At 60.4% G+C, this 16,180-nt stretch carries 16 protein-coding genes; 4 read left to right on the forward strand and 12 right to left on the reverse strand.

Translation table 11 applies throughout. From position 1 onward, the window contains the following. The 3 genes from AAFX04_11865 to AAFX04_11875 are packed head-to-tail and all read right to left on the reverse strand — an operon-like array spanning position 1 to position 3,925. Complete coding sequence (locus tag AAFX04_11865; protein MEO1046127.1) at positions 1–894, reverse strand: alpha/beta hydrolase; 894 nt, start codon at positions 892–894, stop codon at positions 1–3. Further along, positions 894–2,372 carry a glycerol kinase gene (locus tag AAFX04_11870; protein ID MEO1046128.1) on the reverse strand — a complete coding sequence of 493 codons (1,479 nt, stop codon included), beginning with the start codon at positions 2,370–2,372 and terminating at the stop codon, positions 894–896. Before AAFX04_11870 ends, AAFX04_11865 begins: the two co-directional genes overlap by 1 nt. Next, positions 2,369–3,925: a sodium/solute symporter gene (locus AAFX04_11875; protein MEO1046129.1), complete on the reverse strand. Its 1,557-nt coding sequence runs from the start codon at positions 3,923–3,925 to the stop codon at positions 2,369–2,371. The genes AAFX04_11870 and AAFX04_11875 overlap by 4 nt, the downstream gene beginning before the upstream one ends. A 144-nt stretch (positions 3,926–4,069) precedes the next feature. On the opposite strand from AAFX04_11875, the gene AAFX04_11880 reads away from it, so the two are divergent. Next, positions 4,070–4,603 carry a DUF4402 domain-containing protein gene (locus tag AAFX04_11880; protein MEO1046130.1) on the forward strand — a complete coding sequence of 178 codons (534 nt, stop codon included), beginning with the start codon at positions 4,070–4,072 and terminating at the stop codon, positions 4,601–4,603. 6 nt (positions 4,604–4,609) lie between these two features. Here the strand turns inward: AAFX04_11880 and holA are convergent, their stop codons facing one another. From holA to AAFX04_11900, 4 genes are all read right to left on the reverse strand, one after another. Beyond that, positions 4,610–5,632 (reverse strand): DNA polymerase III subunit delta, encoded by a 1,023-nt coding sequence (gene holA / locus AAFX04_11885; GenBank protein ID MEO1046131.1) that lies wholly within the window; start codon positions 5,630–5,632, stop codon positions 4,610–4,612. A gap of 15 nt (positions 5,633–5,647) precedes the next feature. Then, positions 5,648–6,136: an LPS assembly lipoprotein LptE gene (gene lptE / locus AAFX04_11890; GenBank protein MEO1046132.1), complete on the reverse strand. Its 489-nt coding sequence runs from the start codon at positions 6,134–6,136 to the stop codon at positions 5,648–5,650. A 145-nt stretch (positions 6,137–6,281) separates the two neighbouring features. After that, on the reverse strand, positions 6,282–8,921 hold the full coding sequence (leuS, locus tag AAFX04_11895) for a leucine--tRNA ligase (protein ID MEO1046133.1): 2,640 nt from the start codon (positions 8,919–8,921) through the stop codon (positions 6,282–6,284). A gap of 37 nt (positions 8,922–8,958) precedes the next feature. Further along, positions 8,959–9,423: a DUF3576 domain-containing protein gene (locus AAFX04_11900; GenBank protein MEO1046134.1), complete on the reverse strand. Its 465-nt coding sequence runs from the start codon at positions 9,421–9,423 to the stop codon at positions 8,959–8,961. Positions 9,424–9,816: 393 nt separating this feature from the next. On the opposite strand from AAFX04_11900, the gene AAFX04_11905 reads away from it, so the two are divergent. Continuing rightward, positions 9,817–10,521: a hypothetical protein gene (locus AAFX04_11905; protein MEO1046135.1), complete on the forward strand. Its 705-nt coding sequence runs from the start codon at positions 9,817–9,819 to the stop codon at positions 10,519–10,521. A 13-nt stretch (positions 10,522–10,534) separates the two neighbouring features. Here the strand turns inward: AAFX04_11905 and AAFX04_11910 are convergent, their stop codons facing one another. Continuing rightward, entirely contained in the window at positions 10,535–11,122 is a 588-nt protein-coding gene (locus AAFX04_11910) for a thiamine phosphate synthase (GenBank protein ID MEO1046136.1), read from the reverse strand. 23 nt (positions 11,123–11,145) lie between these two features. Between AAFX04_11910 and AAFX04_11915 the strand changes: the two genes are divergently transcribed. After that, entirely contained in the window at positions 11,146–11,829 is a 684-nt protein-coding gene (locus tag AAFX04_11915; GenBank protein MEO1046137.1) for a YggS family pyridoxal phosphate-dependent enzyme, read from the forward strand. Positions 11,830–11,833: 4 nt separating this feature from the next. Here AAFX04_11915 and AAFX04_11920 read toward each other — a convergent pair whose 3' ends face one another. Further along, the gene (locus AAFX04_11920) at positions 11,834–13,690 is read right to left on the reverse strand and encodes a sodium:proton antiporter (GenBank protein MEO1046138.1); all 1,857 of its coding nucleotides are present in this window, start codon (positions 13,688–13,690) and stop codon (positions 11,834–11,836) included. A gap of 322 nt (positions 13,691–14,012) precedes the next feature. On the opposite strand from AAFX04_11920, the gene AAFX04_11925 reads away from it, so the two are divergent. Next, positions 14,013–14,822, forward strand: a complete 810-nt coding sequence (locus tag AAFX04_11925; protein ID MEO1046139.1) for a universal stress protein — start codon at positions 14,013–14,015, stop codon at positions 14,820–14,822. A gap of 129 nt (positions 14,823–14,951) precedes the next feature. Here the strand turns inward: AAFX04_11925 and AAFX04_11930 are convergent, their stop codons facing one another. The 3 genes from AAFX04_11930 to AAFX04_11940 form a co-directional block, all read right to left on the reverse strand. Further along, positions 14,952–15,347 carry a hypothetical protein gene (locus AAFX04_11930; protein ID MEO1046140.1) on the reverse strand — a complete coding sequence of 132 codons (396 nt, stop codon included), beginning with the start codon at positions 15,345–15,347 and terminating at the stop codon, positions 14,952–14,954. Between the two features lie 86 nt (positions 15,348–15,433). Further along, a complete protein-coding gene (locus AAFX04_11935) occupies positions 15,434–15,820 on the reverse strand; it encodes a VOC family protein (protein ID MEO1046141.1) in 387 nt (128 codons plus the stop codon). Further along, on the reverse strand, positions 15,817–16,131 hold the full coding sequence (locus tag AAFX04_11940) for a winged helix-turn-helix domain-containing protein (protein ID MEO1046142.1): 315 nt from the start codon (positions 16,129–16,131) through the stop codon (positions 15,817–15,819). The genes AAFX04_11935 and AAFX04_11940 overlap by 4 nt, the downstream gene beginning before the upstream one ends. Positions 16,132–16,180 lie beyond the last annotated feature (49 nt).

Here is a 16,180-nt window from a genome sequence, read left to right on the forward strand (position 1 = left end):
TTAGCGGTCCTCGAGTTTCGCGAGAAATTCCAGCACCGCGCCGGCGACTGCATCGGGCTGTTCGGGCAGCAGCGCATGGCCGGCGCGCTCGATAATCACCATTTCCGCGCGCCCTGCCGCATCGTCGACAAGCGCCTGGCCGGCATCTTCGATGGGCGCAATGGTATCGGCCTTGGCCTGTACCACCAATATCGGTTCATCACCCGCGAGCCACCAATCCGCCGCATCGGTAAGTATCACCGCCCGGGCCTGCAGCTGCGCCGTAGCGATATGCCAGCCGCGCAGCCAGTGCTCCGGCACCCTGTTGTCACGGGCAAAAAAGCCATAGCGGATATTGCCCAGCCGCTTCGAACTGGTCAGCAATGGGCTGAAACTGCCCTTGAGCGCACGTTCGGCGCGTGGCGGTATCGGCTTCTTGCCACCTGCCGCCAGCAATATCACCCCGGTGACACGATCGCCGTGCCGCGCTGCCGTAGCCCGCGCCACCCGGTTGCCAAAAGCATGGCCCAGCACAGTCGCGCTTTTGCCGTCGGCAAGCTCGGCATCGAGCACCGTGCGGACATCATCGGCGAGGTCGAAAAGCGTCAGATCCGTATCAGGCAAGGCTGAATTGCCGATACCGGGCGGCTCTATGGCGATGGTACGATAGCCATTGGCTACCAGTTGTGCCGCCAGTTCATTGAAATCGCTCGCCTCGCGCCCGGCACTGGCGACCAGCACTACCGCCGGCCCCTGGCCCTGAGTGAAATAGGCAATGCTGCGGCCATCGCGGGCAAGGTTGTGCTCGATGCCATTGGTCGCCCGCGCCCGGGCATTGGGATAGGGCAGGAACATCATCACCAACGCCATCGCACCAAGTGCAATCAGCGCCACCAGCAGCACCGCCCAGCGCATTATGCGTTGCCCCTTCCCAGAACGGATTTGAGCGCCGTCTGCCATTGCGCCAGCCTTGCCGTGCGATCGGCATCATTCATGGCCGGGGTGAAGACACTGCCCGAATGGCGCATTGCCGCTGCAGCCTCGAGGTCGGGATAGAGACCGGCACCGGTCGCCGCCAGCATCGCCGCGCCCAAAGCCGTGGTCTCGATAAAGGCCGGGCGATCAACCTCGAGCGCCAATATGTCGGCCAGATCCTGCGCCATCCAGTCATTGGCAACCATGCCGCCATCGATGCGCAGCCGTGACCAGTCGACACCATCGGCGGCAAAGGCAGCCTTGAGATCGGCCATCTGATGCGCCATCGCCTCCAGCCCGGCACGGACAATATGCGCCTTGGTGCTGGCAAAGCTGAGGTCGGTAATGGCGGCGCGCGCATCGGCCCGCCAATGCGGTGCGCCAAGGCCGCTGAGCGCGGGGACAATGGTGACACCGCCATTATCCGCTACCGAGCGCGCCAGCGCCTCGCTCTCACCTGCTTCGACAATCATGCCCAGCTGATCGCGAAGCCACTGGATCAGGCTGCCAGCGACAAAGACCGAGCCTTCAAGCGCATAATGGCGCTGGCCATCGACCTGCCAGCCTATGGTGGTGAGGATGCGGTGCGCCGACAGCGGAGCTTCGATCCCGGCATAGGACAGCACAAAGGCACCGGTACCGAAGGTCGCCTTGGTGTCGCCGAGGGTGAAACAACCCTGGCCGATGGTCGCCGCCTGTTGGTCACCGGCCATGCCGCAAATCGCAATCGGCGCGCCGAACAGCGTTGCATCGGTGCGGCCGAAATCCCCAGCGCAATCGACAATATCCGGCAGGATGGCACGCGGCACCCCGAACAACGCCAGCAATTCCTCATCCCACTCGCCGCTATGGATATCCATCAGCGCGGTGCGTGCCGCATTGCTGGCATCGGTGATGTGCAGCCCGCCGGTAAGGCGGAAGATCAGATAGCTCTCTACCGTGCCGACGGCGAGATGCTCACCCGCCTCTTCAAGCTGGGGCCAGTTTTGCAGCGCCCAGCCAATCTTGCTGCCGGAAAAATAGGGGTCGAGAAGCAGTCCTGTCTTGCGCTGCACCAGCGGCTCATGCCCGGCATCGCGCAACGCCTGGCACATCGATGCTGTGCGCCGGTCCTGCCAGACTATGGCCGGGGCCAGTGGTTCGCTGGTTCGCCTGTCCCAGAAGACAATCGTCTCGCGCTGGTTGGTAATGCCTATCGCACTGATATTCTCCGCCCCACCCGCGGCCTCTATCTCGGCGCGCGTTACCGCCAGACTATGCTGCCAGATCTCGGCGGCATCATGCTCGACTTCGCCGGATTGCGGATAATGCTGGGTCAGCGGCTGCTGGCTGCTGCCAAGACAGCGGCCATCAACGCCAAAGCGCATCGCCCGGGTCGAGGTCGTGCCCTCGTCGATCACCAATATCGTCTCGCTCATGCCGGGTGCACCTCCTTTTCTCCTGTGGTGACTTTCCAGAACGGTATGGCACAGTTGCCAAACACCAGCCGGTTGACAAGCAACGCCACGGCTATGGAACTGAACAATACCACCACCATGACATCGATATAATGGACCCAGTCGAGGCCCAGCATGCGATAGAATGTCTTACCGCCCCACAGGATATATTGCTGGCTACCCAGGGCGATGCTGTCTGTATACAGCAGAAATGTGTGCAACGCATAGAGCGCCAGACCCCAGATCAGGCCGATGATCGCGGCGCGTGCGTCGACATTGCGGAACAGCAGGCCCACGGCAAAGACCGAGAGGATGGGCATCGACAGCAGGCCGTTCAGTTCCTGCAACAGATTGAGGATGCTCTTGGCGCCGGCATAAACCGGGACCAGCGCTATCGCCAGCGCCGTGGCGGCTGTTCCGACAATCCAGTTGAGGCGTCCCGCCTTGGCCCTGTCGTTGATAAACGGCTTGTGGAAGTCGACATAATAGAGCGTCGATGTGGCGTTGAGCACGGCGGAGAATGTCGTCAGCACCGCCGCCGCAATCATCGCGGCAAAGATACCGCTGGTCCAGTCGGGCAGGATTTGCGCCACCAGCAGACCATAGGCCTTGTCATCCTGATCGCCGAACAGCTTGAATGCCACTACGCCCGGCACCACGACAATGGCGGGGACGATGGCCAGCCGGATGGCAGCAGCCGCCATCACCCCCTTTTGCGCCTCGCGCACCGTCGGTGCAGCCAGTGCCTTCTGGGTGATATTCTGGTTGGTGCTCCAGTAGAATATCTGGATGAATACCATACCAGTGAAAAGGGTGTGGAAGGGAATTGGCGAGTCATTGTCGCCGATCAGCGTCAGCCGTTCGGCGGGAACATCGGTTAAATCGAAGCCCACTGCCTGCAGCGCCAGAAACACCACCACCAGCGCCATGCCCAATATGCCGATGCCGCTATAGGTATCCAGCACGGCAACACCGCGCAGACCGCCCAATATGGCATAAGCGCCGCCGACGACCGCCAACGCCGCCGCGATCGGGATCAGCGCATCATCGGCAAAGCCGAACAAGGAACGCAGGAACAGGGCACCGGAATAGATCACCGCAGGCAGATAGATCAGCAGATTGCCGAACAGGAACATCGCCGAAATGACGGTGCGTATATTACGCTGGCGATAACGCTGCTCGAGCAGCTCGGTCACGGTGGTGCAGTTGTTGCGATAATAGATCGGCACAAAGACAAAGGCGAGGATCAGCAGCCCGGCAAAGCCGGCCATTTCCCACCACGCCACCAGCAGCATCTGGTTGCCGTTCATGCCCACAAGCTGGTCGGTGGAAAGGTTGGTGAGGGTTATCGCCCCGGCAACAAACACCCAGTTGAGACCGCCACCGGCGAGGAATACATCCCTGGAATCACCATCGACCCCGGCATGATGCCCGCGCACATGCCACCATGTAATGCCCGCAAGCAGCACCATGATCGCGGCAAAAATGCCAAGCTGGACGATGGAAGCGCCTTGGCCTGCTGAAAAAACCGTCAAAACCGATGCCTTGTTGTCATCCCCTCCGCCCACCCTATGCGCAGGACGGCAAAGTGCAAGCCGCAGCGACCAAACTGTCCCCGCGCTTGTGCATGGTTTAGGCCGCATTAACCCTATTTTTGCCGATGGCCGCTAATGCAAGGCATGATGCTGAAAACGCGATCTTTAACTGCCCTTTTGACTGTGCTGTTGCTGGCCTCGGCTGTGCCACAACCGGTTGCGGCGCAATGTCGGCTTTGCCCGCAGGACCAGCGGCAAACAAGCGTGCAGGACCAGCGGCAAATCCCACTGCGGATCACCATCGAGGCCGATATCGAGTTCAGCCGCCTCGCCTTTTCCGGCGGCAGCAGCGGCGAGGCGCGGATCGATCCGAATAGCGGCACCACCAATATCCATGGCGGGCTGGTCGATCTTGGCGGGCTGGCGCTGAGCGGCTCGGCGCGGATCACTGGCGAGCCCGGTCGTACGGTGCGGGTCGATATGCCGCACCGCATCCGTCTGACAAGCCAGACCGGCGGCGTCGCCGAGCTGGTATCGCTGGAAACCGATCTTTCGCCGCGCCCGCGTATCGGGCCAGACGGCACGCTGACCTTTGCCTTCGCCGGAACATTGAAAGTCACAGGCGGTATTGGCGGCAATTATCGCGGCCGCATCCCGATCACTGCGGAATATGAATAGGCGGTTCTAGCGACTGCGCGCCGCAGCCATCGCAATCATCGTGCATTCCTGCATCAGCAGCCGCACCGCATCCTGGCTGTTGCGCATCACCTGCGCATGCACGCCGAGAAGCCGTTCGGCCAACCGTTCGAGCGCTGGCGGCGGCCAGCAGCGCAACTGGTGCTGGGTCATGCCTTCCTCTTTCCAGAAAATCCCTGCGCTGCGCATCGCGGATTTCGCATCCTTGCCATCGGCGATCAGCCGGTGAACCCTGGCAAGCTGGACACAGCGCGCCTCGAGCGCCCGGATCAGCAGCACCGGCTGTAACGTGCCATCGGACAGCCGGTCGAGCTCATGGCCAAGCTGGGCCATGCGCCCGGACAATATGGTCTGGATCGCCGGCGCCAGCGCGTCGTCCTCGGTCTCGGCGGCAAGCTGTTCCATCACCAGCATGTCGACACTGGCCCGCTGGCCTGGCTGGGCATCGAGATAGAGCGCAATCTTCTCCACCTCCATCGCCGCCAGCCGCCGGTCGAGCCGGGTATAGCCGGCAATCTTCTCGGCAATTTCACGCGGCATGGCCAGCCCGCGCGCCTCGGCCATTTCACGCACCGTGGCGGCGACATTGGCAAGATTGGGGATATAGCTGATGCAGCCAAGCGCGCGGTCATCGTCGGCAACCAGCTTGGCGGTGCGCGAACGGTCGGTGATGCCGCCAATCTGGGCAATGCAGATATTGGCCACGATTTCAGCCTCGAGCAAACCCTGGATGGCAGCGAAGCAGTCTTCACCCTGACCGCGTACCAAAATCACCCTAGCATCGCCGAACAGCGACAGCGAAGCCGCTTCCTGCGCCAGCAGCGCCGGGTCTTCCTTGAGCTGCGGCCCGGTCAGTTCGACCTTCTCGGCATCGCTGGCAATATGCTGACAGGTTTTTTCGACCAACGCGGCGGACCCCGATTCATCGGGGCCGTAAAACAGGAACAGGCGGATATCGGGCGACGCGCTGCGCAGCGCTGAAAGGAAATTGTCGGACTTGACCTTGGCCATGACCGCACGCGCCCCTTACTGGTCTCTGGCGAACAGCGAGAGCCGGGTGACGATCTGGCTGGCGACTTCGCGCGACAGATTCTCCAGCGCGGTATTCTCCGCCGCAATGGTGGCATATTCGCTGCTGACGACATCGATACCGGCATCGGACCCGGCGGTGGCGTCGATCACTGTCTTGCCGGTGGCGATTTCGATCAATTGATAGCGCGCGCGCAGCGTCCGGCGCTGGCGGGTAATCTGATCATTGGCGAGCAGGCCGAAACCTTCAATCTGATCATCAAGCCGCACCACCAGCTGATAGCGGGCAACATCACCCTCGACCGGTGCAAGCTGGTCGGTCAGCTGGTTGCGCACCAGCCAGCCGGCATCGCCCTCGATCGGCGCGATCGTGACCTGGCCGAGATTCTGCGCCACCGCACCCTGGGTGCCACCCGAATAAAGCGGCTGGAGACCACAGGCGGTAAGCAGCAATGGCAGCAGAAGAAAAGCATAAGCGCGAAACATGTCGATCATTTATCCTGTCGCCATAACATTCACTCGTCATCCTGAACCTGTTTCAGGATCTCATTCGTCATGGACCGTATTTGCCCGCAGATGCTGAAACAGGTTCAGCATGACGAAGTGGAGAAAGCGGCGCGATGACGCCGCATCATATCACGATATTCACCAGCCGGTCGGGCACCACAATCACCTTGCGTATCTCGGCACCATCGATGCTACGCTGCACCTTCTCGCTGGCGAGTGCAAGCGTCTCCATCTCTTCCTTGCCCAGACCCTTGGCGACAGTGACGGTATCGCGCAGCTTGCCCTTGACCTGCACCGCGATGGTGACTTCATCATCCACCGCCAGCGCCATATCAGCAACCGGCCATGCAGCATTGGCGATCAGGCCTTCGCCGCCGAGCAGTGCCCATGCTTCTTCAGCCAGATGCGGCGTCATCGGGCCAACCATCAGCACCAGCGCGCGTATAGCCTCATTGCGATCCGGCGAAGGCTGCGCCTTTTCAATCGCCGCTGCCAAAGTATAGAGCTTGGCCACCGCCTTGTTAAAGCCAAGCTGACCGATATCCTCGGTCACACCGGCAATCGTCTGGTGCAGGACGCGCAGCAGCGCTTTATCAGCGCCTGCTTCACCGGGAGCCGCATTATCCGCCATCTGAGCAATGCGCCAGACGCGCTGGACAAAACGCCAACTGCCTTCAATCCCGGCCTCGGACCAGGGCAGATCGCGTTCGGGCGGGCTGTCCGACAGCATGAACCAGCGCACCGCATCGGCACCATATTGGTCGACAATCGGTTCGGGATCGATGACGTTCTTTTTCGACTTGGACATTTTGACCACACGTCCGGCCTCAACCGGCGCACCACTCTCGATATGGATCCAGTCGCTGCCGTCCTGGCGCACTTCATCGGGCGACAGCCAGCTGCCATCACCCATTTGATAAGTCTCATGCGTCACCATGCCTTGGGTGAACAGGCTGGCAAAAGGCTCATCCACATCGATCAGACCGATCTGCTTGAGCGCACGGGTCCAGAAACGGGCATAGAGCAGGTGCAGGATCGCATGCTCGATGCCGCCAATATATTGCCCCACCGGCAGCCATTTCGCGACTTCCTCCGCGTCGAACGGCTTGTCATCGGGCTGACTGGCAAAGCGCAGAAAATACCAGCTGGAATCGGCAAAGGTGTCGAGCGTGTCGGTCTCGCGCAGCGCAGGCTTGCCGCTGATCGGGCAGCTTGTGTGCTTCCATGTCGGGTGTCGCTCGAGCGGATTGCCGGGGGTGTCGAAATCGATATCCTCGGGCAGTGTCACCGGCAACTGGTCTCTGGGGACAGGCACCGGGCCGTGATCGGGACTATGAATGATCGGTATCGGCGTACCCCAATAGCGCTGGCGCGAGACGCCCCAGTCACGCAGCCGCCAAACGGTGGAGCCTTTGCCCCACCCTTCCGCCTCGGCGCGGGTAATGACTGCGGCCTTGGCGTCTTCTATCGACATGTCATTGAGGAAATCGGAGTTTACGATAGTGCCAGCGCCGGCATAGGCTTCATCGCCTTCGAAATGCGGGTCCGTCTTGTCGCCATCGCTGACCACGCGCTTGACCGGCAGGGCATATTTGCGGGCGAAATCAAGGTCACGCTGGTCATGCGCCGGCACGCCGAAAACCGCGCCCGTGCCATAGTCCATCAGCACGAAATTGGCGACATAGACCGGCAGTTTCCATTGCGTATCAAGCGGATGGGTAGCTTTCAGCCCGGTATCAAAACCGCGCTTTTCCTGCGTCTCGATCTCGGCCGCAGCGGTGCCGGAGCGGCGGCATTCCTCGGCAAATTCGTGCAGCGCTGCATTGCCCTGCGCCAGTTTCAGCGACAGCGGATGGTCAGCGGCAATGGCGACAAAGCTGGCGCCATAGATAGTGTCGGGCCGGGTCGAGAAGACGGTTATTTTCTCCCCCTCTCCTTTAGGGGAGGGGGTCGGGGGGAGGGGGCTATCCGCTTGTGCAGTGCCTAAGTCAGACTCCCCCTCTCCCTTCGCCGCTTCGCGGCTCTTCCCTCTCCCCTGAAGGGGAGAGGGCTTTTTGACCGCAAAATCAAAGGTCAGTCCCTGTGACTTGCCGATCCAGTTTTCCTGCATCGTGCGGACCTTTTCGGGCCAGCCATCCAGGCTATCCAGCCCGGAAAGCAAGTCTTCGGCAAAGTCGGTGATCTTCAAGAACCACTGGTTGAGCTTGCGTTTTTCCACCAGCGCGCCCGAGCGCCAGCCGCGACCGTCAATCACCTGCTCATTGGCGAGCACGGTCATGTCGACCGGATCCCAGTTGACCGCACTTTCCTTGCGATAGACCAGCCCGGCTTCCATCATATCGAGGAACAGCGCCTGTTCATGGCCATAATAGTCCGGCTCACACGTCGCCAATTCGCGACTCCAGTCAAAGGCAAAGCCCAGACGCTTCAGCTGGTCGCGCATGGTGGCAATATTCTGCCGCGTCCAGCCGCCGGGATGCACGCCCTTTTCCATCGCCGCATTTTCTGCCGGCATGCCAAAGGCATCCCAACCCATGGGATGCAGCACCTCATGCCCGCGCATCCGCTCAAAACGCGCCAGCACATCACCCATGGTGTAGTTGCGCACATGGCCCATATGGATGCGCCCCGAAGGATAGGGGAACATCTCCAATATATAGCGCTTGGGTTTGTCACTGGCGCTGTCGGCGCGGAAGGTCTGGGCTTCGTCCCAGGCCTTTTGCCACTTGCCATCCGCCACCAGCGGATTGAACCGCTTGTCCATCTCTGTCATTGGCTCGGATCCTTGCCGCGGGGCCGGGTTACTCGTCGTAAAGGGCGGTGCGACGCAGATCGCGCGCCTTGGTCAGGATGATCTGTTCGAGCTTCTGCACCGTCGCCGCCTGGATCGGCGCATTGATCCAGCCACCCTGCTGCGCGACCTGGCGCGAAGCGGCAACACGCAGAGCATCGGCGCGCAAATCCTGATCGAGAATCGAAATGGTGATCTTTACCCGCTCATTGGGGTTGGTGGGGGTCGAATACCAGTCGGTCACGATCACGCCGCCAGCGCTGTCGGCCTGGACCAGCGGCGCGAAGGAAACCGTATCGAGCGAAGCGCGCCACAAATAGCTGTTCACCCCGATGGTGGTCACCTGCGACGGCGCGATGCTGGCCTCCGGGCGGTCATCATTGCCGCCACCGCATGCGGTGAGCAGCGCCATCGAACAACCCAGCACCATCGCTGTTCTGCCGATACCCCGCCTGATCGCTTTTGGCTGCGACATGAAATTCCCTCTCTTCACTGTCTGTCCCACGGCATCGCTTTACGATCAGCACCGGCCAATCACAAGCGTCAACATGGCTTTATCCTGAACCTTGTCCGCGTTGCTTTAAGGCAACGAATATTACGCCGCGATTTACCATAATCGATAGCCTGAACCTATCGCCCGGCAGTGATGCCATATCATTCATCATCATGTAAGCCATGATGGTTTAATGCCGCATGGCAAGGCCGAATCACCGGATGACGCAAAACTGCGCAAAATTTGTGGAGGAATTGCAACATATCGTGATGAATCGCCGAAATGCAGTAATATGCGGATGCATTTGCAGGCGCATTGCCATATGGCGGGATCAAGGAGATTGACAAGGTGTCCTACAGACTGAGAACGGCATTTATGGGAGGCGCGCTGGCTGTTGGCGTGTTTGCTGCCATGCCCTCGGTCAGCTTCGCTTCGGGCAATGGCTTCAACGCCGAACCCATCCCGCTCAGCGCACGCGGCGGCATCGGCTCCTTCACTCCGGCTTCTATCGATGACACACTGGTATCATCGCTGAAACTTGCCGACCTCAAGGTCAGCAGCAATTTCCGCTTCACACCCGCCGCCGAAGACGGCACCGGCAAACGCGCCGTAACCGTTGCCGCACGTGTCCTCAGCGAGGCAAGCGAAGCCGTGGCGATCCGCGAAGCCGCTGCCGAAGTCGGTGCAGGTGTCGCACCGGTGAAGATCACCCCGACCAGCTACAGCCTCGGCGTCGCCAAGGGCTGGCAGACTTTTGCCCTTCCCGACACGGTCAAGAAAATCGATGTTCCCGATCTTTCGGAACTGGGCAGCGCACCGGGGCGCGGCGATAGCGGCAAGAAGAGCCGCTTCAATCCGCGCATTGAGCTCGACTCCTCGACCCAGGTCGGCAGCAGCCCGCGCACATTTGAAGGCGACACCGCTTATTCGGTCGATGTCGGCGGCAGCTATCGCGTCAGCGGCAATCTCAACGTCACCGCAGGTGTGCGCCTGCGCGATGAACGTGACCGGCTGGCACCGCTGACCGGCAAGCAGACCGACAGCCAAGCCGTTTATGTCGGAACCCAGTTCCGCTTCTGACCTCGGCTTTTTGCTAGCCGCCTCTCTCTGACAATCCATCTATAGCCCCCCAGCCGCTGCTGAAACGTGCCAGCCGTGCATGGTTGGCATGGGTTACGCCGCCCAGCGCATAGACCGGGCAGCGGGCGAGGCGCGCAATCGCGGCAAAGCGCATCGGCCCCAGTGTCGCGGCACCCGGATGGCTGCGTGTCGGATAGACCGGCGAGATAAATACGGCATCGGCGCCGCGACGCGCCGCCATCGCCAGTTCGGCAAGATCATGCACCGCAGCCAGCCATAGGCCGCGCCGCAGCGCGACCGGGCCGGCCTGTGGCCCATGTGCCGGGGCGTAAACACCATCGGCGTCCAATGCCTGTGCTGTCCTAGCGTTCCCCGACCACAGCCATATCCGGTCCGCAGCGGCATGGCGCTGCATCAAATTGGTGAACAAGGCACGGCGCTCGGCCTCGGGCAGATGGTAATGACGAAACACAATGCCGCTGCCGGGGGGCAAGGCGGTAATAGCGCCATCCAGCCTGGCCTGCGCGCGCGCATCGGTAAACAGCCATAGCCAGGGCAGGTCTTCACCACGAGTCGGCAAAGGTGACTGGAAAGCCGGCATGGTCGTGCTTATAGGGTGGCAGCATGAGCGAAGACAATAGCAGCGACAGCGCCGCAGAGCGCCTTGCCTCGGTGCAGGCAGATATTGCCGCAGCATGCCAGCGCGCCAATCGTGCCGACAACCCGCCCATGCTGATCGCGGTCAGCAAAACCCATCCTGCCGAGGCGATCACCCCGCTGATCGCCCAGGGCCATAAGGATTTCGGTGAGAACCGGGTGCAGGAAGCGGCGGGAAAATGGCCCGCTCTGCGTGAGCAGCATCCCGATATCAGGCTGCACATGATCGGCCAGTTGCAATCGAACAAGGCTGGCGATGCGGTGCGCCTGTTCGACATGATCCATTCGCTCGACCGGCCTTCTCTGGCGAAGGCGCTGGGCAAAGCGATGGCGGAACAGCAGAAACATGTCCCCTGCCTGATCCAGGTCAATATCGGCGATGAGGACCAGAAGGGCGGCTGCGCAGTCAGTGACATCGCCGCGCTTCTGGATACGGCCCGGGGCCATGATATCCCGGTTATCGGGCTGATGTGTATCCCGCCTGCCGGCCGCGAACCGGCACCCTATTTTGCACTGCTCGACAAGCTGGCCGATGATCATGGCCTCGCCCAACGCTCAATGGGCATGTCGGGCGATTATGTCACCGCCACCGAAATAGGCGCGACATATTTGCGGGTGGGCAGTGCGCTATTTGGTCCGCGCCGAGGCTGAGCGATCACCCCTGCTCTTCGGGCTTGCTGCCCTTCTCCTGCTCGCGTGACGCCTTGATCTCTTCGGGGCTGTCGGGTTTGACGAAGCTGATGATCTGGTCACCCTGCTCAATCACCGGACGCGCCTGGGCCGAAAAGAATAACAGCTTCTGATTGGGCTTGAGAATCGCCACCGGTTCCTCGCCTTCGCCCAGATTGGCACGGAAATCATCATAGCTGAACTTCTCGGTCAGCCGGGTGCGGCTGAACACCCAGCCGGCGCGCGCCCGATCAACCAGATCGGCATAGCTGGTGCCGTTCTCGAGCAATATTCGTCCGCGCATGGCGCGCTCGCCGCTTTCATCGGGCGCATTGCTGTCAACGCTGACCGCGCTGATCCGGTCATAGCCAACCTCGGGACCGAGGTCGGAGCTGAGCAGCTGGTTATAGCTGTCATTATCGGTGGCAACGATGAGATGCTGATAGGCACCGATATCGATGCTGTCGTCGAGCGCCTCGTCGAGAATATCGCCATCATGGATGTCGAGTTCACGCTGACGCGCCCCGCGCAGGGCAAAGCGGCTGGTGTCGGAGATGGTCACCGGAATATCGAGCGATTTGAGGAAGGCGCCCAGTTCGAGCGTCCAGCGATTGGCACCGACCAGCATCACCGCCTTGCCATCGCCCTCTTCTATGCCCAGCCGCTGCGCCACCCAGCGGGCGGAAAAGCCATGCGCAAAGATGGTGACGATGACCACGGCGAAGCTGAGCGCCACCAGCGCCTCGGCATCTTCATAACCGCTATTGACCAGTCGCTTGGCGAACAGCCCGGTAATTGCCACCGCGACAATGCCGCGCGGCGCGATCCAGCCGATAAAGGCCTGTTCACGCAACGGCACAGAGCTGAACAACAGGCTGGTGAACACGGTCAGCGGCCGCACAACGAACAACAGCACCAGCAGGAAGAGGATGAACTGCAGCTGGAATTTCTGCAGCGTCTCCCAGTCGAGTTGCGCCGACAGCAGGATGAACACACCGGAGATCAGCAGCACCGACAGGTCCTCCTTGAATCGGTGCAGTGCGCGGCTGGCATAATAGGGCCGATTGGCCATCACCACGCCCATGATGGTGACAGTGATCAGCCCGGTCTCGTGCATGATCAGGTCGGCGAGGACAAAGCCGAGAATCACCACGATCAGCAGGATCGGCGCCTTGAGATATTCCGGCACATAGCCGCGTGGGAACAGCCAGGTCATGCCATAGCCCAGCACCCCGCCAATCACCCCGGCGAGAAAGCTGGCACCGAGCACGTCAAAGGCGACATTGGCCGCGCCGCCGCCCTTGTCATAGGTGATATAGGCATAGATGCCGACGGCGAGCAGCGCGCCGATCGGATCGTTGACGATGCCCTCCCATTTGAGGATGTCGCGCACCCGGGCGCCGACACGCAAATTGCGCAGCATCGGCCCGATCACCGTTGGCCCGGTGACCACCAATATACCGCCAAACAGCGCCGCCACCGGCAAGGACAGCCCGGCAATATAATAGGCCGCCGCTGTGCCCAGCGCCCAACCGACAGGCACTCCGACCAGCACCAGCCGCGACACCGCCCATCCGGCGATGCGCAAATCCCGGAAATTGAGGCTGAGCCCGCCCTCGAACAGGATCACCGCAACCGCCAGCTTGACAATGGGATCGAGCAGCGCGCCGAAATCATTTTCCGGATTGATAATGCCCAGCACCGGCCCGGCAACGATGCCGACAATCAGCATCAGCGCGATAGCCGGGCGGCCGGTACGCCACGCCACCCATTGCGCGCCTATGCCGAGCGCGCCGATCAGCGCGATCTTGACCATCAGCGAATCCAGTAACTCGATATGCATGGACTATCCGGACATTTTCCTCATTGGCGAGCCGTCATACACATTACGCCGCACACACAATAGGGGCGACGATCCTGCAAGGTTCTTAAGACCCATTTATGGCAATGGAATATCCGTTCCCCGCTACTGACAGCCATGTTTTTCAAGCACCATGCGGCTAGCGGATAGATTGCATCTATTGCGTTGATTTTCGGGTTACAAAATCGGGCGCAGCCGATTACACATGTCAGCCAATGATGACAGAAGCGGGTGTCAGCACAGGCGCGCTTCCCGTCATCCGGGCAAGGCGCCAGGCAGCTGCCGGGGCGCTGTGGAGGACAAAATGGCGAAGACAATCCTGATAGCATCCGATCTGACCGCGCGCAGCGACCGACCATTCCTGCGCGCCGCCATGCTGGCGGAGGAATGGGACGCGCAGCGCGCTGTGCTGTTCGCCAATGCCGACAAGTCACGCGTCGACCAGGACAGTGTCGAGAAACAGCTCAAGCGCAGCTATGGCGCCGACATGGATGCCTGTTCGGTGGTGGTGGCCCATGGCAAGGTTCCCGAGACCATCGCCAAGACTGCCAGGGGCCTCGATGCCGATATCATCGTTGTCGGCGCGGCGCGGCATAATAATGTCACCGATTTCTTTCTCGGTACCGCAGTCGACTATGTCGTGCGCCGCGCCGAGGCACCGGTGCTGGTAGTCAAGGAACGGGCGCATCACACCTACCGCAAGATCATGGTCGCGGTGGACTTTTCCGAATCATCGAAAAACGCGGTGCAAACCGCACTCACCCTGTTCCCCAAGGCGCATATCACCCTCGCCCATGCCTTTCATGTTGCCTATTCGGCCTGGCTCAAATCCGACGGCGTTTCCGATGAGATGCGCGGCGATGCCGAGCGCGAGATGCAGCAGTTTCTGGACGATCTCGAGCTGACCGAGACCGACCGGGCGCGCATCACCTCCGCCGTGCTCGAGGGTAATCTGCATCAGAGCATTTACGACATGCTGCTGGGCGAGGATATGGACCTGCTGGTGCTCGGTACCCATGGTCGCTCGGGCTTCACCCAGGCCACTATCGGCAGTCGCGCCAGCGAGATGCTGGGTTGGGCACCAACCGATGTGCTGATGGTTCGCGGGAAGTGACAGGCTCCCGGCCGCTTTCTGATATTGATATCCGAACCGGGTCAGGGAAAAGACGGAATATGCACCCGGGGTTCATCCAGAAAATATCGTGAACCCGGAGCAGCAGGCATGTTCAGTTTGCAGCCGTCATTAACTGAACTCTTGCGTCTTTAGAAGCGCGCCGTCCTCATCATAAACTCTCCACGTGCCTTTCTTTTTTCCGTGCTCGAACCGGCCTTCGTCCCAGAGCTGACCATTGGGATGATAACGCTTCCATGCACCGTGCTTTTGTTCTTCATCGTCGAAACCACCCGTCGCGCGTGGTTCACCGGTTTTGTAAAACCATTGCCATTGGCCAACAATCCTTCCGTCCTTGTAGCTGCCAGAAGACTGCATCTGGCCATTATTGAGGAAGTATTTCCACGTACCTGATTTCTTTCCGCCGTCGAACTCACCCTGACAAGAAACATGGCCGTTCTTGAAGTAGAGCTCAAACGGGCCATTTTTGGGATTGCCGTCTTCGTCGATTCCCGGGATATCTTTCATTCGTTTACACTCCTGGTAAAGCAGCTCCCCGGACGTCTATGAAGCGCCAAAGTTTGAAGCGCGGGATGTTGAATCATACAACACGATCATAGCAGCTCCATGAGCTGGATTAGGTTGCCACAGGTATCATCGAATACCGCAATTTTCGCACCACCGGCCTTTAGAGGCGGCTGGGTAAATCTGACGCCTTGTTCCTCAAGACGCTCCACTTCCGCAGAAACATCGTCCACCTGAAATGCCGTAAACGGAATGCCGTCAGCCATAAGAGCCTTCTGGTATTCACGCGTGGCAGGATGCGCATTTGGTTCCAGACAGAGTTCCACCCCTTCGGGTTCCTCAGCCGAAACAACAGTAATCCAGCGGTGCTCGCCGACGGGAATGTCATGCTTGAGCACAAAACCCAGCGCGCCGGTGTAGAAATCAAGAGCTTTGGCCTGATCGTCAACAGCAACACTTTTGGCGTACATTCTCATTCTGGGCCTCCTTCAAAAAATGGCTCTAACCAGGGGTGGACCGCGTCGGTCACTGACGATGCGGTAAAAGAATGGACCTTCGACCTGCCACGCCACGAGGTCTGGATAAGTTCAGCTCGCTCCAGAGTGTTGAGATGCCGCGTAATGGCTTGACGACTTAGAGTGATCGCATGCTCCTCGAAGAGTCTTGCGCACAGCTCAAACAGAGTCTGGTCATTGCGCTTTCTCAGCTCATCGAGAATGAGTAGGCGCGTATCATCACCGAGCGCGCGAAAAACGCGACTCAGCTTCGGATCGAAGGGAACAGTCATGGATTACATTATGCAATGAAAGTGTTGCATGTCAAACTGTCTTTCCTGT

It is taken from the genome of Pseudomonadota bacterium, from assembly GCA_039818985.1.
Lineage (GTDB): Bacteria > Pseudomonadota > Alphaproteobacteria > Sphingomonadales > Sphingomonadaceae > Alterisphingorhabdus.